The following is a 21,664-nucleotide window of genomic DNA, read 5'->3' as shown; positions in this document are numbered from 1 at the left end:
ATAATTGTTTATAATGAAAGTATTCAGCAGATTATACATTTGTATCTGGGAGGTGATTATTATCGCTTGGTTTACCTTGATGGAAAATCCCGAATATATCTCTGGCAATTTGTTAAAATTGCCATCCGTTTAGGATTGATTGTCTGCGCATCCACATAGGATTATCAACAAAAAAGAGAGGAATAATAGCCCTGAATAAAAAAATCTCCTTTTCATATGTATTATTGTTTTACGATTTTCCAATGACTGCTAACTCCCCCCAAATATATATCCAGCAGGTACATTCCTACAGAATTCCAAGTTATATCAACAGAAGTACGTTCAGCAATGATAAGCTGGCGCTTGAGCTGCTTTCCCTGCATATCATAAAGCACCAAATAGTTTTCTTTTGATTTGTCCAGATTAGCAATTCCTATGGCAAAGATTCCGTTGGTAGGATTCGGATAAATGGAAATGGTTTGCAAACCCTCGTTCACTTGAGCTACAGGCTGTTCGGAGCTTCCGTTAAAAGCTGAAACATGGGATCCTATAGAGACAACGTACCGAGAAGTACGGTTGCCTCCGGCATCATACGTGTACCCGATTGTGGGCGTTTGGGCATATCCATAAAGACCCGCGAATAAAAACATGGATAACAAGATTGTCTTCATAAATAACATTTTATAAATATTTACAATTCAACAAGTGCAATTTATACGCTAAAAGGCACCTTTCGCTTTATTTATAATCCTTTGACGGGACTAAAATTAACATTCTATCGATTATTTGGGGAGATTTGACACAAAAGACATGCCCGGGAACGAACAATAACTCTTGATACTGTAGATTTTGGATAAGAACAATGACTAAAACTAACCAAGATCGTCATTTTTCGAGGACAAATTTAACTCATTTTGTTCACTTAACAAAACAATGCAAAATAAGAATAGTCAACAAAAAACAAATTTTTAAAATAATACATCTTAAATAAAAAAAGAAAAAGTCTCACAAAGAGGAGAGTATAGATAAATTCCATACTAAAATAATCAACTTAAATTTAGCATAGACGAACTATTGTAATAGTACTCGTATAGCACACACAAACCGTAGAAATTAGCTGGTTTAAGAAAACGAATGTGCTATCTTAATATCACAAATTGCGACCTTAAACGCGTACTTGAAACCATTAGTCATCCACAAGCATATTCTCTTATCTCAATTTAGACAGGCGATGATTACTGGAAATATCACTGGGGTAACCTTAGGTTAATCAGATGAATTTCACAAATTGGAGCATCCAATAAGATCGCAATTTGCGATCTTGAACTGAGCTCATACAAAACGCAAGAATAGCTCATTTAGTAGTGTAAAATTGATAAATGCACCGTTTAGTACAGACGAAATGGGGGAATTGTAGCTTAGTCCACACTATTTATTTGAGAGATTCACGTTATCTCTACAAATTTTCTGTTTAGATAACTTTGAAATTACCATGATTATATTGTTGCCTGATTTCTTCAATTAAGGCAACAGACTCTGAGTCATCCTGCTTCTCGGCTTTAACTTCAAATTTGGTTCTCTGTTTATCTAAAAAAATCAAATGCTATTAAAACCAACAGTGTTTTATCCAATAACAAACAGACTGTTAGATATTACAGCAAATGACTCATTACAATTCTGATACGACAATTAGATTCGATAGAGATTATTAAACCTCAATTCTTTCATCTATTCCAAAGGTCATCAGTTTTTCTTGATAAAATGAAGTTTGACATTCGCTACAGTTACTGTTCTTTTTTTATCAAGTTGAGAATTGTAGTTTCAATTTTATCCGTAGAGTCATTAAATGTTTCATTTTGGTGATTAAAACGTTTCATCTTTAAATGGGGAACAAGACCGATTGGTGGGGTTTTCCCAAAATTAGCTTTACATAATAACGTTTTATCAATTAACAATTCGACGTGATACAACTTAAGTGGTTGGAAATTTGACCTATAAAACATTGTGGTAAGTCTCACAAAACCCAGTTCCATAAAATAAGATTCAAACAAGTAGAAGCATAATTTTTCTTGTATTTGTATACCTACAATACACAATTGCATTTCATTGTTTGCTATATAATGCCATGTATTTGAGAAAGTTTTTGATCGATCATCAAAGTACACGACTTTCCAGCCATCCTTATTCGATAAATTAGATGCAATCTTCTTAATATATTCTAAACCGTTCCAATTGCATACAGGTGAAAAGTCAAGATCTTTACGAGCTGTTTTACAATGCCCCGTTGTGGTTGAGACATTATCCCTTCCGAGATTTGAATACTGCATGTAAACTGACTGATCTAAGATTATCTGTGAAGAATGGTACTGATTGTATTGTTTTTCCTTTTCCCTACGGTGTACTTGTGGAATGTTTGAATGAATTAGTCCTAATCCTTTCGATTCTTTTTCGAAATACCGAGAAAGTGAACCTATACTGGCTTTTGAATTTGAGCAGATTGTTTTTGGACTTCCGACTTTATTATAACTGCATTTTTTCTGATAACTAATTGCAGAAAGATCCTCAATTTGACTCTTATCCCGAATAGATGATTTATCGCTAAGTGCCAAATATAAAACGTCATCAAATGCCCAAGAGTATGATGCCGCATGAATTTGACAGACAACAAAGGGGGATGTAGGCGAGTTTGTAATATGGTATCCAGAAACTTCAAGTGTGATCGCTGACGAAACTGGTATTTTCGTTTTCAAATTCCAATACTTTTTGGGCTGATAACGATATAGATCATTATTCCTATTTGACACAAGAGTTTTAAAGCTATAGGCAAAATATTTTTGATATAATAATTGTGCTATACATAAAATTTCACTGTCAAAGTACCCCTCTTCAATTACAAACTCTGCAATTCGCTTACCATTCCTGGTTTCGGGCGTTAATAAAGATGACAAATAGCATGTAAGCTTTTCATTTAACAAATTCTCACTAAGCTTCTGACCTTTTAAAAAAAAGAACCTAGCAATTTCAGCACAAGATATTATGATTGGAAAATCATATCCAATATCTTTCTTTGGGATCTTAATCGCATAAGAGAAATTAAGATATCGATAAGGTTGTGATTTTATATCAAACTGATAGTCTGGTAATTCTGAAGAAATAATATCAGAAAACTTTAAGTAATTATAATTCTGTGGATTTTCTATTTCGACTCGGAATGCGGCAAAATTTCTGGGTAAATTTTGCTTTTGTTTTTCTATATATGAAATTGCAAAATCATAGTTCCTCCTTATCGTCCCATCTTCAAAATAGACAGTTCCAATTTCAACCAAGTGAAGCAATTTAAAATCAATTAGGTATCTTGTAAAATCAGTCGATAGCAATGGTTTGTTTGTTTCGATATGGTCTCGAAAGCTCGCATAATTAATAAATTGAAGGGACACAATATCTCTATTGTTATCTGAAATCTCTATACTCCCAATACCAATTAATATCCAATCCCCTTTTTGAGGTATTTTAATGCCCAGATTCATTTCATTGTATCATTAACACATTTATTTAATAAAAAAGTATACATTTATCTCTACGCCTCATTAGAAGCTGAGCGACATGATCTCCAATAATTCTTTATAAATATTTAAACTTCTACAATTACATTGATATGCCATTGAATAAGCTGCTGATATATTTTTGCATTATCTTCTAAATTTTCGCATTTACTTTTGTAATTGACATTTGAGCCAAAAGCGAGGTATTGCCTGACATTTTACCTGCCACCGAATGAATTTTGGTGGTTTCGAGCGCCTCGTGCAAGGTAAGAGGTGGAAGTATTGACGGAATACGCTTTGCCATCATGGATTTACCTGCGCCCGGAGGTCCAACCATAATCAGATTGTGCCCACCGGCTGCCGCAACTTCTATCGCCCGCTTCACACTCTCCTGCCCTTTCACATCCGAAAAATCAGCTTCAAAATGGCCGATATTATCGAAAAACTCCTGTCGTGTATCAACCGTAACAAGTTCCAAATGCTTATTCCCGTTGAAGAAATCAATCACTTCGGTAATGTTTTCTGCTCCATACACGTCCAGATTATTGACAACCGCAGCTTCACGGGCATTCGCTTTTGGAACAATCATTCCTTTAAAACCTTCTTCACGGGCTTTGATCGCAATGGGAAGTATTCCCTTTACGGGTTGGACCGTTCCGTCAAGCGATAGTTCACCCATGATGAGATATTTTTCCAACTCGTCACTCTGAATTGTTTTTGCAGCAGCCAGTATCCCTATTGCAAGCGGAAGATCATATGCTGAACCTTCTTTGCGTATATCGGCAGGCGCCATGTTAATCACAATTTGGTAACGGGGGAACTCAATGTTGTTTACCTGCAGAGCTGAAATAATTCGTTGTTGACTCTCTTTCACCGCATTATCAGGCAGTCCAACCAAAAAGAAACGTATACCACGAGACACATTTACCTCAATAGTTACAATAGTGGCATTGATACCATGCACGGCAGCTCCGAAGGTTTTTACTAACATTTTCTTCTCTTTTAGATTAAAGTTAACAAGAACAAATATACACATTGTTTGCAAAAAGAGGAAACTATTTTTTTTATTGTAGACGGAAACTTTCCAGATTTTAAAAAACCTGCTAAAGAAAATGTTATTTTTTCTTCTTTTTCTGATGTATTTTTCATTTTTTTCTTGTACATTCGCTTTATCAATTTGTTATTTTGGAATGCTACAAGTTAACGAAGCTCAAGACATTATTAACAAGCGCATTAGCGAACTGCACTATCCGGGCTCTCCGGAGAGGTTATATGAGCCTATCCGGTATGTATTGGCTCTTGGAGGAAAAAGGATTCGTCCTGCATTTGCACTTTTGGCTTGTAATCTCTTCTCAGAAGATATTGAATCGGCAGTTGAACCTGCCATTGGCTTGGAAGTTTTTCACAATTTCACTTTGTTGCATGACGATATAATGGACAAAGCGGATATGCGCCGGGGACATCAGACTGTCCATAAAAAATGGTGCGATAATGTCGCTATTCTTTCCGGCGACGCCATGCAAATTGATGCTTACCGACACGTAGCCCAGGCTCCGCAGTCCAAATTAAAAGAGATATTGGACTTGTTCTCTCAAACCGCCATTGAAGTGTGCGAAGGACAGCAATTTGACATGGATTTCGAACAACGCGATAATGTCTCTTTGCCGGAATACATCGAGATGATACGTCTGAAGACAGCAGTATTACTCGCATGTAGTCTTAAAATGGGAGCACTTGTCGGAAATGCCAATAATACTGATGCTTCTCTCTTATACGAATTCGGAATCAATCTCGGCTTAGCCTTTCAGCTACAAGACGATTTTTTGGACGTATACGGTGATGTGGAAAAATTCGGGAAAAACATTGGAGGAGACATCCTTTGCAACAAAAAAACATTTCTGTTGATTTCAGCCTTAAAGGTTGCAGATGATTCCAAAAAAAAAGAGCTCGAAAAATGGTTAAACGCTCCGGATACAAATCCGCAGGAAAAAATCAAAGCTGTTACTGATATTTATAATCGGTTAAACATAAAACAAATTTGTCAGGAAGAAATGGACAACTATTACCAGAAAGCTCTCCAAGCGCTTAGGTCGGTCAGTTGCCCCGAACAAAGGAAAGAAGTCCTGCAAAATTACTCCAACCGGTTAATGCAACGAGAATCCTAACATGCACTGTAGCTTGAACTATATATATACTTTTGACTATGCCTTACAGAAGATTGCCTAACACAGACCAAGCCAGAGTACGCGCTCTACGTACAGCGCTTGAAGAGTCAGATCGACAGCATTTGCAGCTTGTCATCTCGTACAAGACTCAGCATGAAGCTAAAGTGTTATTGCAAAAATTTGAACAGGCAATGGGTTTGTATAAGCAAACCTATGACAATCAGGTCAATTCAAACAAAGATTTTCAGCAGATATTTCGCAATGCCCGCCTTTACATTTCGCATTTCATTCAGGTTCTTAATCTTGCTGTTCAGCGAAGCGAAATCAAAAAAGAATACAAGAAACTGTATCACCTCGAACCGGAAGACTTTTCCGTTCCCGACATGGTCAGTTCTGAATCATTGATTGAATGGGGACAAAATATTATCGAAGGCGAAGCGCAACGAATGAAAGCAGGAGGAGTTCCTCTTTACAACCCGGCAATTGCCAAAGTTAAAGTTCACTACGACATATTCAAAGAATATCGGGACAACCAGCTGTTCTTACAGCAAAACACTGCCCGTTATGCCGACAAAGTAAACGCATTACGCCAGCCGGTTGACGATCTTATTGTCGATGTATGGAATCAGATAGAGGGATTTTTCAATGAATTGCCTCCTTTTTCGCGCATGGAAAGTTGCAAAGCATTCGGCGTGATTTACTACTATCGAAGAGGCGAGGCCGAACTTACCCCAGCTGACGATCTGCCTAAGCCAATTGAAATTATCGAAGAAGCACCTGTGGTTGAAGCTATCAGCGAATCTCCGGTTGAAGCAGCTATAACAGAAGAACCGATAATTGAAATGGAGATTATCGCTGAAACTGAAGAACAAACAGTTTTGGCAGAAGAATTAACACCCGCCATTGAGGCTGCCGTTGAAGAAGAATCGGTTATTGAAAGCACAGTTGAAGCAGAACCTGTACAGATGGCAGAAGAAGAAGCGCCGGTGGTAATGGAAACCGAAAATATTCTTTCTGTAGAGACTGAAATTCAGCCTGTCGTATCGGTAGACAAATCGGTTGAGATTATTCTGGAAACCATAGAAGAACCTCAGGCTGTAACAGAAGCGGCTCCACTTCTATTCGAACCCGAAACACCTGAAGTTACGCTGTTTGACGAAAAAGAAATTGTTGCTGAAGTAGCAGACGCAGAACCTGAATTGAAGCTGAATGGTGCTATTCCGAAGAAGAGGAAAAAGCGCAATGCAAAGCAAGACGAGTTATTATCTCTCTTCTTTCAGTAAAAACATAGAAGCGTTCGTCAAACGAACGCTTTTTTTATGCCTAAATAAATAAAGAGCGTATTGAAACAAGTCCAATACGCTCTTTTTACATAATAATAAATGCAATTATAATAAAGCTTCGATTTTGGTCTGTAATGCTTGTTTTGGCAATGCACCCACTATCTTATCAGCTAATTCGCCATCCTTAAACAAAAGAATTGTAGGAATATTGCGAATCAGGAATTTTTCAGGACTGTCAGGATTATCATCCACATTCAATTTTCCAATAAAGGCTTTTTCTTTGAATTGTTCTGCCAGTTCTTCAACAATAGGAGCAACCATGCGGCAGGGACCACACCATTCTGCCCAAAAATCTACTACTACTACTTTATTTGATTTGAGGATTTCCTCAAAGTTGCCGTCTGTAATCTCGTGCGCCATAATTATTATGAGTTTTTAGTTGAATCTAATTTACAAGAAAGATTGTTTGTCAGAAGCTTACCGATCGGTAACATCTTCTCTTTTTTCTATGGCAAAAATACATCCTTATTTGTAGATTCGGATACAAAAAGTCAAATAAATTTATCAACACGATTTCAGATACTCATCCATTGCAGCTGCAGCTCTTCTGCCATCGCCCATTGCAAGTATCACGGTAGCCCCGCCTCTAACAATGTCGCCTCCGGCAAAAATAGTCGGGATAGAAGATTGCATTCCGTCATTAACGGTAATCGTCCCCCATTTCGACACTTCCAGATCTTTTATAGAACTTGGCACCAAAGGATTAGGAGATACTCCAATACTTACAATCACGGTATCAACATCAATTGTTTCAATGGCACCCGGAATTTCAACAGGACTTCTCCGGCCTGATGCATCCGGTTCTCCAAGTTCCATTTTCTGAAGGCGCATTTGTTTTACGCGTCCTTTTTCATCGCCTATATATTCAATCGGATTGTGCAGCGGCATAAATTCCACACCTTCTTCTTTGGCATGTTTGATTTCTTCTACACGAGCCGGCATTTCCGCTTCTGAACGTCTGTAAACGATCATCGCATGTTCGGCTCCCAGTCGTTTGGCCGTACGAACAGCATCCATAGCCGTATTACCACCACCGATAATCGCAACATTCTTTCCTGACAGCACAGGAGTATCTCCGTCACGTAAAGCGCCCATCAGATTAATACGGGTAAGGTATTCGTTGGATGACATGACGCCGATGAGATTTTCGCCGGGAATATGCATAAAACGGGGCAATCCGGCTCCGCTGCCCACGAACAAAGCTTTGTATCCCTGTGCCTGCAAATCTTCAAATGTGATGGTTTTCCCAACGATGCAGTTGGTAACAATTTCCACGCCCAGTTTCTTGAGCATTTCAATTTCCACATCGATAATAGAATTTGGAAGACGGAACTCAGGGATTCCATACTTAAGTACACCTCCAATTTCGTGCAAAGCCTCAAATACGGTCACAGAATAGCCTCTTTTGGCCATATCGCTGGCAAAGGCTAACCCGGCAGGACCGGAACCGACAGCGGCAACCTTTATACCGTTAGAAGGAGCACATTCAGGCACCGCCATTTGGCCGCTTTCACGTTCATAATCGGCAGCAAAACGTTCGAGATAACCAATTGCGACAGCTTCTTTGCCCATTTTCTGCGCATAGATACATTCGGCTTCACATTGTTTTTCCTGAGGGCACACACGACTACAAACGGCAGGCAAGGCACTAGTCTGTTTTATTATTTTGGCCGCTTCAAGAATTTCGCCTCTCTCAATATTTTTTATAAATTGAGGGATATCAATCCCTACAGGGCAGCCGTTTGTGCATGATGGAGCGGGACAGTCAAGGCAACGTTTTGCTTCATTCAGAGCCTCTTCCTTTGTTAACCCGCAGTTTACCTCTTCATTGTTTTTATTTCTGTAGTCAGCAGGGAGCTCGCGCATGTGAACGCGAGACTTGTCTGCACGTTCTTTATTCTTTATAGATTTCCGCAGCTCTTCACGCCACGGTTCATTTCTTTTTGTATTATTGTCCATATTCAATGGGATTGAAAGTTGAGTTAATAAGAGATAGACATCACCGGATCAAATGGCTGCGGTTTCGATGTAATGTTTCATTGCTTCGGTCTCGATTTCTTTATAGGAACTGAGTCTCATTTGCATTTCATCAAAATCCACTTCATGAGCATCGAATTCAGGACCATCCACACAAACGAATTTTATTTTTCCGCCAACAGTAATACGACAAGCGCCACACATACCAGTACCGTCTACCATAATAGTATTGAGCGAAGCCATAGTAGGCACGTTATATTTCTTGGTGAGTAATGCTACAAATTTCATCATGATAGCAGGACCAACCGTCACACACATATCCACTTTCTCACGGAGTAACACCTCTTCAATACCGGCGGTAACCAAACCTTGTTTTCCATAGCTACCATCGTCTGTCATGACAATTACTTCATCAGAATTTGCGCGCATCTGTTCTTCGAGAATTACAAGATCTTTTGAACGTGCAGCGAGAACTGTTATAACACGATTCCCTGCCTTTTTCATAGCTTCAACTATTGGCAACAGAGGTGCAACACCAACTCCCCCACCAGCACAAACTACAGTACCGTAATTTTCGATATGAGTAGCTTTTCCCAACGGACCAACAAGATCGGTTATGTAGTCACCTTCATTCAAATCACATAATTTAGCCGAAGAGACACCAACACGTTGCACAACCAACGATATACTTCCTTTTACAGGATCAGACGCAGCAATGGTCAATGGTATGCGTTCTCCCTTCTCTCCAACTTTTACCAGTACAAAATGACCGGCTTTGCGTGTTTTGGCAATTTGAGGAGCTTCCACTTCAAAATGCAATACATTGGGTGAAAAATGCTCCTTCTTTAAGATTCTGTTCATATTTGATAATTTGATATTGATTTGTCTGAGGTGTGTTGCTATGTGCTATGTTTGTGGGGCCTAGCGCTCGCAAATGTACTTATTTATTGGGAAAATCGCAATCAAACCGGAAAGGAAGATGAATGTGAAATGTTAAAATTACACCCTAAAAAGTAGAAAAAATCTATCAAAACATGTTGTAAAGCATACGAAAACATTTGGCTAGTATTCCAAAAAGGACGAAATTTGTCATCGTTAAAACTACACAATCTTTTTTGCCTTAAAAAAACTAATACCTATTAGCAATAAAAAATGGGACTTTGTGAAAAGTCCCATTTTTTGCATTTAAAGCATTTCTTCTATTTAATCAGGGAAAATCTTAAACCGGTTTTAAGAGCGGCATTCAGAGGGTGCTCCGTCCGCGAGCTCTCCGGTTGGTTGCTGGGAACATACCATGCACCGCCAATTTCGGCATACCAGCTAATAAAGCGATACAAACGGTAGCTTGCTCCGATTCCGGCCTCCAGGGCAAATTGAACGCCATTAATGGAGTAATGATAGCGTTCTTGTTCTGTTGGTATATTTTGCGAGTTATAAGTATAAATTTTTTCAACGAGAGAGATCCCTTTTTCAATTCGTCCCCCGCCCGTCAGATATACAGAGAAAGATGGTTGCTTAATAAACGCATAGGCTAAAGAAACCGGCACACCGATGTAATGTTGCTCTATGCGCCCGGTAGCCTTCACGTTAGAAGAAGACTGAAGTTCTCCTGTAGTTATCAGAAGTGTATATACTATCCCGCTTTGCAATTCCCATCTGTTGCCAATCGGCATTCCGGCCGTCAGCCCAAAAGACATTGGCACATAATACGTTTTCTTATCTGAGAAGCTGATAAGCGTCGGAGTAGATGACGCCAGTAACGCGTCAGCTTGTGACACCCGGGAGAAAAGGTGCGAACTAATAGATTCACTTGATGTCAGATCACTTCCTGCTCCCGACGACAACCCCAAATTGCCCTGAAAGTTTCCTGCAAGCCAGTGAACCAGATTGTCCGATCCTGTCGACTGCTTTTTGCCGGTTGTAGATGCATCCTTCGAGTTCTCAATCGGCAAACTTGGCAACTCAGCATACTGTTTTACGGGATGCGTAATGTAGCCGGAAGTATCAATATCATTTACAGCTGGTTTGACAGCAACAACTGCTACAGGCTGAGCGTTATCGGCATTCTTACCTGCAACGGATATATTTTCGGCCGGCGATTCTGAAGATGACATCGACGCCACTTGTGATTGTGCTTGAGTTTTACCGTCTACACTCTTCGTAACTGGAGCAGTAGTGGGCTTAGAAGCGAGAGCTAACGTTTTCTGTTGCGAGCCGTCTTCTTTTTCATTTACCACGGCACGGACAGCTGATTTTGCTGAATTAAGTCCTGCTTTGTGATTTGAAAATTGTACCGCAAGCTTATCTCCGGTTGACATCTTGTCGTTGGACAGATATGAGACTCCGACAAACAAGACACCGATAATTGAAGCGGCAGCTGCTACGTAATACCACACAAAACGACGACGTTTGGGTTGCGCTTCAGCCAGCTTCTGACTAAAAACATCCCAATCATCAGACGGCAGCTCAACCTCATAATTGTCGAACTTCTGCCGGATTAATGTGTCGTTTTCTTTATACTTGTGAGTATCCATAGATTTCTACCATTTTTTGTTGCAACAAAGCCCGTGCTCTGGCAAACTGCGATCGTGACGTGCTTTCGGCAATACCGAGCATATCACCAATTTCCTTGTGACTATAACCTTCTATAGCATACAAGTTGAATACCGACCGAAAACCAGCCGGCAGGTCTGCAATAATTTCGCGTAATTCATCAGCCGAGATCCGCTCAATAACCGTTTCATCATCTCCCTGCACTTCGTATGATGTAGCCAAATCGTAACTTTCACGCAAGATATCGTTCTTACGAAGAAACTCCAGCGCTGTAGTTACAAAGATCCGCCGCATCCAACCCTCGAAAGATCCTTCGTGGGCAAATGAACCTATATTCAGGAAAATCTTGATAAACCCATCGTGCATCAAATCCCTGGCTGTCTCGTAATTATTGACATACCGCATGCACACACCCATCATCTTGCGTGAATATTGCTCATAGAGCTGCCGTTGTGCAGCAGCAATCCCCTTTTGGCAATCTTCAATTAATTGTGATTCTTCCCGGGCAATGTACATTCACTGTTGATATAGATGGTTTTGGATAGTAAAACGTTGCATGAGGATGCAATAAAGTGCCAAATATAGCCATTTTTTGATTACTACAGGCGCTTTTTCATATTTTAGGGAAGCAAAATAAGGTTGCCTTAGTCAACCTTTGTGGAGAGTAGCTGAACCATAGCTTCAGCAGCGGTTTTAGAAGCACCGGCACTGCCCAGCTGTTTGTGCAAAAGCTGGTATTCATGCAGCATTTGTTTTCTGTATGAAATATTGTAGAGTAAGCTTTTTAATTCATCTTTCAACGCTTGTTGGGTCACTTGCGAACCAAGTAATTCTTTCACAACCGGCTTTCCTGTGATGATATTAACCAGCGAAAAGTAAGGCGTATGAATGAGAATCTTATAAAGGAAAAGAATGATACGGCCAAATTTCACATTGTAAGTCACCACCTGAGGAATATTCAAAAGAGCCGTCTCAAGAGTCGCAGTTCCGGAGGTTACCAAGGCTGCTGACGCTTGCTGAAGCAACGCGTAAGTTTGCCCAAAGACAATTTTCACATTGTGACCGGCAATAAATTGCGTATAATAGGAGGTTGCAATCCCCGGAGCACCGGCAACAACGAACTGGCACTCTGGAAATTCATTCATAATAGAGGCCATAACGGGCAGGTTATCTGCAATCTCCTTTTTTCGACTGCCTGCCAAAAGTGCTACAATCGGTTTTTGTTCCAGTTTATTGCGACGCACAAATGCAGAAAATGGCTCTCCTTTTTCCGGGCGGGTATCAATGGCATCCATCAAAGGATTACCCACATACAAAGTCTTCGTGTAATCGTGCTTTTTATAAAATTCTATCTCGAAAGGAAAGATGCAAAACATATTATCCACCAAAGCCTTAATATGTTTGATACGATATTCTTTCCAGGCCCACAATTTAGGAGAGATGTAATAAAAGACTTTCACCCCCAGCTTCTGCTTGGCATATTTTGCAATACGCAGGTTAAAGCTCGGATAATCAATCAAAATTAAAACATCGGGAGAGAAAGTGCGAAGGTTTTTTTTACAGACATACAAATTACGTAATACGGTTCTCAAATGAAGAATCACCGATACGACCCCCATAAAAGCCATCTGTCTGTAATGAATAAGAGGTTTTCCACCTATCAGCGACATCATATCACCTCCCAGGAAGCAAAACTCAGCTTCCCGGTCGGTGTTTTTGATTTCCCGCATCAGATTGGACCCGTGTAGGTCGCCCGATGCTTCGCCGGCAATAATGAAATACCTCATGTGCAATTTTTGTTTGCGAAGTAAGTCTGACCGATTTATTTTTTCTTGGAAGACGCAGCTTTCTGGCGTTGAGCCTGTTCGCGCTGCATTTGTTCCAAACGATCCATAAAGCCACCTTTTTTCTTTTTTGAAGGCTTTTTCTTGTTTGCTTCCAATTGCATTAAAAGCTTATCTTCATTCACAAAGCTGCGAATTGCATAAGTCTGCGCGATCGTAATCAAAGTTGACAAGAAATAATAGTAGCTCAAACCGGAAGCATAGTCGTTAAACCAGAACCACATCATAATCGGAGTGAAATACATGATGATATTCATTCCCGGCATTTGTTGGTTCGTAGCCATCTGCGACTGCATATTGATCTTTGTATAAATAAAGCTGACGATTGTCATCAATAAACAGAAGAGACTGATATGGTTTCCGAAATAAGTTGTGATAAATGGAATGGTTGCGTTCCATGTTATTACCGCATCATAAGACGAAAGGTCTTTTGCCCAAAGGAAACTCTGGTGACGCAACTCTATAGACGCAGGGAAGAAGTTGAACATCGCGATCAAAATCGGCAGCTGGAGCAGCATTGGTAAACAACCGCTCATAGGACTCACGCCCACTTTTCGATAAAGATCCATTGTCGCCTTCTGACGTTCCATTGCCTTTTCGGAAGGAATCTTGGCATTAATTTCGTCTATCTGCGGTTTCAGTACACGCATCTTGGCCGAAGACATATATGATTTATAGGTCATCGGGAAGAGTACAAATTTGATAACAACCGTCATCAAAAGAATAATCAACCCAAAACTACCGATAAAGCTTCCGAAGAAGTTAAACATCGGAATGATGGCATATTGGTTAATCCATCCGAAAATACCCCAGCCGAGCGGAACCAGTTTGGTCAGGCGCATCTTCTTGTCATTATCGACGCCTTTATCGTACTTGGCAAGCAGGTTAAATTTGTTCGGAACGAAATAGAAACGGAAGCTTGTTGCTGCTGTGCTTTTAGGGTCAAAGCCTACGCTCATTTTCGCTTTACATTCGCTGATATATTTCGAATTGATATTATCGTCGAATGAGCTTTCGAGAGTGCTCGAGGTAAATGCCTTGTCTGCTACAAGTACGCTACTAAAGAACTGATCTTTAAATGCGACCCATTGCAGCTGATTCGGAAGGTTTTGTTCATCATGTCCGCTTTGTTTCAGGTTGTTTACATTTTCGGCAATGTATTTATAGAACAAACCTGTGTAACGGGCTTCAAACTTACGGCCTTTTTCCTGCTGACGGATTTTTGCGTTCCAGTTCAATTCCAGACGGTCGGTGTTAGGAGCCAATACAGATTCCATTCCCTTGCCTTTAACTTCAAGTTTAACCATGTAGTCGTCAGGAGCGAGGGTATACACAAAATCAAGAAATGCACCGTTTGTGGCTTTCAGACGAAAAGTGTACGCTTTTGGAGCATCGGTAACTGTTTGGTTTTGTGAAATACCAATCGGTTCGAAATAAAGGTTCTGTGTACTAAGAACTCGGTTATTGTTGGTTGCGAAGGTAAACCCGAAATTGCTTTCGTTTTTATCAAACAAAATCAAAGGCAACGAATCATGTGTTTGGTAGTTTTTCAGTTGTACTGAATAGAGACGACCACCTTTGTTAGAGAATGTAATTTTAACCACTTTATTCTCTACCGTGAATAGCTGTTCTGTACCCGTTCCTGCTGGAGCCAAGGGGCCAAACGCCGCATTGATAGAGGCTGTATCGTTCTTTGCGATCAGAGAATCGGAGGCAACCTGAGCTGCATTTTTAGCTGCCACTGCGGCTTGCTCCTGTGCTGTTTTTTGTACAGCAGCAATGGAGTCCTGTGCCCGTTGAGCTGCCACCTGCTCTTTTGAAGGGCGGTTAAGCACAGAGAAACCGACAAGAATCAGAATAATTAAGACAAATCCGAGAATCGTATTTTTATCCATAAGGTTGTTTTAATTGCGATTGGGATAAGGTTTTTAGTTGTTATCTTATTTATTAATAGCTGCTTTAATGAACTGAATGAACAATGGATGTGGATTCACAACCGTACTGCTGTATTCAGGATGGAACTGTGTTCCGATAAACCATTTTTTAGATGGAATTTCAACAATTTCCACCAGATTTGATTCCGGATTAATACCGCTACATTTAATACCGGCCTGTTCATATTGTTCGCGGTAGTCGTTGTTAAATTCGTAGCGATGACGGTGACGTTCTTTGATGGTGTCCTTGCCATAAACTTTATATGCCAACGAATCCGGTTCTAAATGACAGGGGTAAGCGCCCAAACGCATTGTACCACCCATATTGAGGATAGTTTTCTGTTCTTCCATCATGTCAATGACATTATGGCGGGTATTCATGTCAAATTCCGTAGAGTTGGCATCGGCAAAACCTAAAACGTTACGGCCAAATTCGATGACCATACATTGCATTCCCAAGCAAATACCCAGGCAAGGAATATCATTTTCGCGGGCAAAGCGGATTGCTTCGATCTTACCTTCTATTCCACGGTTACCAAAACCCGGTGCAATAAGTATGCCATCGAGTTCTCCGAGCAAATCCATTGCATTTTCAGCATTCAGTTTTTCCGAATGGATCATTTCCAGTTTGAGCTTACGGTCATTGTAAGCAGAAGCATGGATCAACGATTCATTGATGGATTTGTATGCATCCGGCAATTCGACATATTTACCAACCAACCCGATTCTGACAGGTTCGGTGGCGTTTTTCATTTTGTCCACAATGTAAATCCATTGCTTCATATCGGGTTTTGGTTCTGTCGGGCAGCCCAGTTTGCGCAGCACGATTTCGTCCAACCCTTCTTCTTCCATTTTCAAAGGAACTTCGTAAATGATGGGAACGTCCACAGACTGAACCACAGCGTCGGGAGCTACATTACAGAAAAGTGCAACCTTGCGACGAACATCAGCAGACAACGGGCGTTCTGTTCTCAAAACCAAAACATCAGGCTGAACTCCGGCTTGTTGCAGCTCTTTTACAGAGTGTTGAGTCGGCTTCGTTTTCACTTCCTTGGCCGCAGCAATGTAAGGCACGTAAGTGAGGTGAATGTTGAGACATTTGTTTCCAAGTTCCCACTTCAGCTGACGAACGCTTTCGATATAAGGTAATGACTCGATATCACCTACAGTACCACCAATTTCGGTAATTACAAAGTCATATTCACCTGTTTTGCCAAGTTTCAGAATATTATCTTTGATTTCGTCTGTAATATGAGGGATAATCTGGACGGTTTTTCCAAGATAGTCGCCATGACGTTCTTTGTTGATTACCTTTTGATAAATGTAACCGGTAGTAACGTTGTTGGCACGGTGCATCGGTTCATTTACAAATCGTTCGTAGTGCCCGAGGTCAAGGTCGGCCTCATGCCCGTCAACGGTTACATAACATTCCCCGTGTTCGTACGGATTGAGGGTTCCGGGGTCAACGTTGATATAAGGGTCCAGTTTTTGGTTGGTCACTTTGAAGCCGCGTGCCTGCAGCAGCTTCCCTAACGATGCGGCTATGATTCCTTTTCCCAATGATGAAATCACGCCTCCCGTAACGAAAATGTACTTAGTCTCTTTCACTACAAAAAATAATTGTGGTTTGTTCTGCAAGAAAGGTTTTTGTTAATGATAACAAAAACCTTTCTCCTTGAAATATTGCGAGTTAATTGTTTCTTTGCCCTATTCCGTTTCCTACAAAAACGAAAGCACAAAGGTAGTAATTATTTGCCACATTTTTGCAGTAAAATATTCGTTGTGGTATTTCGAAACCCAATTGTCATAAAAATGCAACCTTTCGACAAAGTTGACAGTGAGAATATTACCACAAATTCCGGATAGCCTGAATTTTATCCGACAATGGCAGCGAAGCATCTATCCAATGAATAGAGAGCCCCCGTCTTTCCATCCCACGAAACCAGGTCATTTGCCGTTTTGCAAAACGATGAATCTCCATTTCGAGCTGGGAAAACATTTCCTCAAATGTAAGACGTCCGGTAACGTATAGCGTAAGGTATTTGTATTCCAATCCGTAATAAATAAGGTCGTCGGGGGCAATACCGCTATCGAGAAGGCGGCGTACTTCGTCGACCATACCTTCCTCCAGACGGGTTTTGAGTCGACTGGTAATCCGGGCACGTCGTTCGTCACGCGAAATATCAAGTCCGACAATCAGAGGACAAATATCAGGATAATCGGTTTTTATTTCAGGGTGGTGCTGGTAATATTCTGCAATTTCGATAGCACGGATAGCCCGTTTTACGGTATCGACATCGGTGGTATTATGCAGCGATTTGTAGGCACTTAATATTTGTGTCAGTTCTTCAAGCGTTTTACCCTCGAACTGTTTGCGAAATTCCAGATTGTCGGGCACCTGGATAAGCCGGTAACCTTTTAGAATAGCCTCAATATAAAGACCTGTTCCTCCGCAAAGAACCGGAATTTTATTGCGATTGTTTATGTCGGCAAAAGCTTGCAGAAAATCACGCTGATACTCAAAAACGTTGTACTTATAACCGGCATCCACAATATCAATAAGATGGTAAGGAACCGGTTGCCCGTCAATAATATACTCTGACAGATCTTTTCCCGTACCGAGATCCATACCACGGTAAATCTGGCGGGAATCGGCACTGATTATTTCCCCGTCAATGGCACGAGCCAAATGCGTAGCGACGGTAGTTTTTCCCGTAGCCGTTGGGCCAAGAATGGTAATGAGATTATATGCAGACATTTACAGATACGGATTATTCATCTTCTCGTAACCGATTGTAGTAGTCGGACCATGGCCGCAATAAACAGTGGTTTCTTCGGGCAGTACCAATAATTTGTCGGTAATGCCGTCAATCAATTGTTCGTAATTGCCTTTGGGAAGATCGGTGCGCCCAATACTGCCCTGAAACAACACATCGCCGGCAAAAAGCGTTGCCGAAGAAGCATCATAAAAACAAAGGCTTCCGGGTGAGTGACCCGGGACATGAATCGCCGTAAGCGTAACATTTCCAAAGGGAACCGTATCTCCCTCAGTCAGGTATTCTTTTAACTCAGGTTGTTCGTTATAAACCATCCCGAACATTTCGGCTTGTGAGCGAATTTGTTGAAGCAGAAATTCATCTGCCCTGTGAGCTTTTGCCAGAACCCCGTATGTTCGTTCCACAAAAAGGTTGCCAAAAGTATGATCGAGATGAAGATGGGTATTTATCAGATGCTTAACGGATAGTTGATTATCGGTAATAAATTGTTGTAATGCTTTTTGCTCCGATTCGGTAACGCAACCCGGGTCAATGATTATACACTCTTTGGTTTCGTCATATGCCACGTAGGTGTTTTCCATGAACGGACTAAACACGAATGTCTTTATAGTCATGATAACAATGTCTGTTTGAGATTATTTATTAGCTTTTTCTTCGGCAGCCTGCGCAGGAATCAATGTATTCTGATAAAAGTTCAGATAATCATTGAAGTTTTGTCCAACCTGAAGCGCTTTCAGATTTTCTTCCGAAATAACTACCGGGTGGACTCCTGCGGCTGTGAGCACTTTTTGCAAAGACGCCTCTTCAGAAAGAGAACGTTGATAGAAATGAGCATCGCCGAACGACGGAAAATCGGAGATAACAATTAACCGAAGGTTATTTCCCAGCGACCGTACATCCAAATCGAAATCTTTCAGCACGAAGTAATTGAAGTTATAACTTGCAACTTTATAGAGCAAACGATTGACATCTATCGAGTCAGACGTAACCGGGAGCAACAATAAATGTCTGTTATTGAGAGTCGATGTAAATTTGGGAGCCGGCTGATTCTCTTGTTTGGCAAGCTCTTCCTGCTGTTTGGTAATAAGGTTGCCGTACGAGCTACCCTTAGTAACCGCTTTTCCCTGTCCTATCAGCGCCAACATATCTTTCACCGTACTGACAACGTCGCTTTGCGGATATTTTTTAACCAATTCTTCCATAGCAGTTTTCATACCCTGTTGATCTCCGCTTTTACCGAGGCTCAACGCATTAAGCAAACTAAACTTCGGCATCAGTTCTGCAAACGGATAGGTAGCGTTGGCTTGCTTGTAATTGTTCATCACCGTTTGGAAATCGTTTCGGGTATAAGCTTCAAAAGTGGCTTCATAAAGCGTTTCCTGTTGCTGCAGAATTTGTTGTTGCTGTTGCGTATACTCCGGATGAGCCAGCATCAAAGCATACTTTGACGATGGGAAATTATTCGTAATAATCGCTTTGTATTGTTCTGCCTCGGCAGTTTTTCCGGCCTTTTTATTGAGAGCATAAAGAGAATAATATGCGTCAATCCAGGTCGAATCTGCGCCAAAACGACGATGCAACTCTTCGTATGTGGCAATGGCCATCGGTTCGTCTTCCAGCTTGCGTTCATAGAGCTGTCCCATATTGAACAACGCCTTGCTTATCATACCGTTTGACTTGGCAATATCGGCCGGTGTCTTTGGAAGTTGAGCAAGATAAAATTCAGGATTGTATTTATCGTCCTCTTTTTTGGCGTTGCTTTTATCCTGATTGCCAGCCAATGATGGCTGCGCTATGGATTGTAAATCGTTGGTAATATTTGATTTATCTGTACGACGCCAGTCATCTTCCAGCTTGCGATTGCCCCACAATTGCTGAAACTGAGTTATTCCACTCTGTACCGTCATACGGTTGTAGAAGTACCAGTTGTTGCTATTTGATGGTGTTCCTGCCGATGCAGCTGCGTTGTGCTGTCCGAAAGTGCCAATATCCGAAAACCCATTATTTTGAACCTGTTGCATGAGCAGTTGTTGCTGCTGTTGCGCTGCCAGTTGAGCTTTCAACGCATCCTGCTCCGCTTTTCTGATAGTTGAAATGATATTATTAATGGCATCCAATCTTTCTTTCTCGGGTAATTTGGCAAGATGTTGCAGACTATCCTGCATATGAACAGTACTACTGTATCCGGCAAGTTCATTGAGCACCTCTGCCCGTTTGGTTACCCTCTCAAAATCCTCATTATCAATTTTAATCTGCTTTGCAGCCGAAGCATAACAAGGCTGAGCTTTCAGATAAGCCTTGTCGTTGTAATAAAGATCTCCCAACTTAATGTTTGCCGTCATCTTATCGGGATTGTCAGGATTTTTGGAATTAATCGCGGTCAGATAATTCTCGATTGCTTTATCTTTTTTATTGTCATTGAGATAAATATTTCCCATCACAACATAAATCTGATCGGCATATTCTTTATTGCGAGGAGATTTTGCCATTTTCCGAAGTTCAGCCAGCACCTTGTCTGTTTTCTCTCCGGCTACCTGCGCACGTTGCAAGCGGGCAGCCAGTTCCATGTCGTAAGATGTGCTTGCTTTAATGGCCGCGGTAAAAGCGTCGTAAGCTGTTGCCTTATCATTGAAGCGGGAACTTAATTGTCCCAGAATAAAATTGAAGCGGGCGCTCAAAAAATGGTTACCTTCGTATTCGGCCGCAGTTTTCAGAAAAGGAATGGCATCGGCATAGCGTTTTTCTTTCAACAAAAGATCTGCGCTGGCTGCAGCATAAAGACCATTGATTCTTTTATTTAGCGAATTTTTCGTACTGACTTTATTCAGAGCATCTTCTGCTTCATAACTCCACCCCATTTCGGAAAAACAACGAGCTCTGCCTATTTGGGCTTCGTCGGCCACATCTGCGTCTGTTCCAAAATGTTTAATGATGTATGCATAAGTACCCATTGCTCCGAGAAAATCAGCCTTATGGAACTCAGCCTGCGCCAGCAATAACCAGGAGCGTACCACCATCGGATTATACTCCTCTTTACTCATAAATGCAATGTATGCAGGATCTTTTTTCTTCGAGAAATTCTTTTTGGGCTTTACTTTTATCGAGCGTTGTTTAATCGCCTTACGACACTTTTCAATCGTCACATCCATTTTTGATTTGCCGGCTTCCGCATTGGAATGCTGACTTATAGGATACATCGAAAGCAATTGCGAATAGTTGTCTCTCTGAGCTTTATTAATGGCATCTATCCCTTCTTTATAGCTCTGATAACCATTGAAATAAATATTGTATCGCGTGGTAAACGCGTTCATGTTGCGGGTCAACCATGTATTTTTGGACGTTGTACAACCAAAAAACACAAAAACGGCTGATGTGTATATGAATATGTTGCGTAGTCGTTGCTTCATACGAGGCAAAAGTGGTATTGAATTGCAAATGTACTATTAATAACGCTGTTTGCCTAAAAATGTTGCCTGTTTTTCTTTAATTACGTTATAACATCTTAAGCTCAAACCGACCATTAAAATCAAGGAAAAAGACAGAGAAAGAA

14 protein-coding genes and 2 pseudogenes are annotated in these 21,664 nt (G+C 40.9%); 2 read left to right on the top strand and 14 right to left on the bottom strand.

Annotated elements, in window-relative coordinates:
* Positions 1-221 precede the first annotated feature (221 nt).
* From F8N35_RS01580 to F8N35_RS01570, 3 genes and pseudogenes are all read right to left on the bottom strand, one after another.
* Positions 222-650: a T9SS type A sorting domain-containing protein gene (locus F8N35_RS01580; protein WP_293049599.1), complete on the bottom strand. Its 429-nt coding sequence runs from the start codon at positions 648-650 to the stop codon at positions 222-224.
* Positions 651-1,763: 1,113 nt separating this feature from the next.
* On the bottom strand, positions 1,764-3,506 hold the full coding sequence (locus F8N35_RS01575) for a hypothetical protein (protein ID WP_293049598.1): 1,743 nt from the start codon (positions 3,504-3,506) through the stop codon (positions 1,764-1,766).
* 208 nt (positions 3,507-3,714) lie between these two features.
* Positions 3,715-4,512: pseudogene (locus F8N35_RS01570) on the bottom strand (magnesium chelatase domain-containing protein); the annotation flags it as partial.
* A 199-nt stretch (positions 4,513-4,711) separates the two neighbouring features.
* On the opposite strand from F8N35_RS01570, the gene F8N35_RS01565 reads away from it, so the two are divergent.
* Positions 4,712-5,686: a polyprenyl synthetase family protein gene (locus tag F8N35_RS01565; protein WP_293049597.1), complete on the top strand. Its 975-nt coding sequence runs from the start codon at positions 4,712-4,714 to the stop codon at positions 5,684-5,686.
* 38 nt (positions 5,687-5,724) lie between these two features.
* Positions 5,725-6,405, top strand: a pseudogene (locus tag F8N35_RS01560) (hypothetical protein); the annotation flags it as partial.
* A 669-nt stretch (positions 6,406-7,074) separates the two neighbouring features.
* Here F8N35_RS01560 and trxA read toward each other — a convergent pair.
* From trxA to F8N35_RS01505, 11 genes are all read right to left on the bottom strand, one after another.
* The gene (trxA, locus tag F8N35_RS01555; protein ID WP_293049596.1) at positions 7,075-7,389 is read right to left on the bottom strand and encodes a thioredoxin; all 315 of its coding nucleotides are present in this window, start codon (positions 7,387-7,389) and stop codon (positions 7,075-7,077) included.
* A gap of 144 nt (positions 7,390-7,533) precedes the next feature.
* Positions 7,534-8,988, bottom strand: coding sequence for an NADPH-dependent glutamate synthase (gene gltA, locus F8N35_RS01550; RefSeq protein WP_293049595.1), 1,455 nt, complete (start codon positions 8,986-8,988; stop codon positions 7,534-7,536).
* Positions 8,989-9,036: 48 nt separating this feature from the next.
* Positions 9,037-9,867: a sulfide/dihydroorotate dehydrogenase-like FAD/NAD-binding protein gene (locus tag F8N35_RS01545; RefSeq protein WP_293049594.1), complete on the bottom strand. Its 831-nt coding sequence runs from the start codon at positions 9,865-9,867 to the stop codon at positions 9,037-9,039.
* Between the two features lie 338 nt (positions 9,868-10,205).
* Positions 10,206-11,540, bottom strand: coding sequence for an outer membrane beta-barrel protein (locus F8N35_RS01540; protein ID WP_293049593.1), 1,335 nt, complete (start codon positions 11,538-11,540; stop codon positions 10,206-10,208).
* Positions 11,521-12,075 (bottom strand): sigma-70 family RNA polymerase sigma factor, encoded by a 555-nt coding sequence (locus F8N35_RS01535; protein WP_293049592.1) that lies wholly within the window; start codon positions 12,073-12,075, stop codon positions 11,521-11,523. The genes F8N35_RS01540 and F8N35_RS01535 overlap by 20 nt, the downstream gene beginning before the upstream one ends.
* A gap of 128 nt (positions 12,076-12,203) precedes the next feature.
* A complete protein-coding gene (lpxB, locus tag F8N35_RS01530; RefSeq protein ID WP_293049591.1) occupies positions 12,204-13,346 on the bottom strand; it encodes a lipid-A-disaccharide synthase in 1,143 nt (380 codons plus the stop codon).
* Positions 13,347-13,381: 35 nt separating this feature from the next.
* Positions 13,382-15,298: a membrane protein insertase YidC gene (gene yidC, locus F8N35_RS01525; protein ID WP_293049590.1), complete on the bottom strand. Its 1,917-nt coding sequence runs from the start codon at positions 15,296-15,298 to the stop codon at positions 13,382-13,384.
* Between the two features lie 45 nt (positions 15,299-15,343).
* Complete coding sequence (locus F8N35_RS01520) at positions 15,344-16,945, bottom strand: CTP synthase (RefSeq protein ID WP_293049589.1); 1,602 nt, start codon at positions 16,943-16,945, stop codon at positions 15,344-15,346.
* Between the two features lie 238 nt (positions 16,946-17,183).
* Complete coding sequence (gene miaA / locus F8N35_RS01515; RefSeq protein WP_293049588.1) at positions 17,184-18,095, bottom strand: tRNA (adenosine(37)-N6)-dimethylallyltransferase MiaA; 912 nt, start codon at positions 18,093-18,095, stop codon at positions 17,184-17,186.
* Positions 18,096-18,728, bottom strand: coding sequence for an MBL fold metallo-hydrolase (locus F8N35_RS01510; protein ID WP_293049587.1), 633 nt, complete (start codon positions 18,726-18,728; stop codon positions 18,096-18,098).
* Between the two features lie 21 nt (positions 18,729-18,749).
* A complete protein-coding gene (locus F8N35_RS01505; RefSeq protein ID WP_293049586.1) occupies positions 18,750-21,521 on the bottom strand; it encodes a tetratricopeptide repeat protein in 2,772 nt (923 codons plus the stop codon).
* Between the last annotated feature and the right edge of the window lie 143 nt (positions 21,522-21,664).

It is taken from the genome of Paludibacter sp., assembly GCF_009712605.1.
GTDB lineage: Bacteria > Bacteroidota > Bacteroidia > Bacteroidales > Paludibacteraceae > Microbacter.
This window is presented reverse-complemented; position numbering and strand designations above follow the sequence as displayed.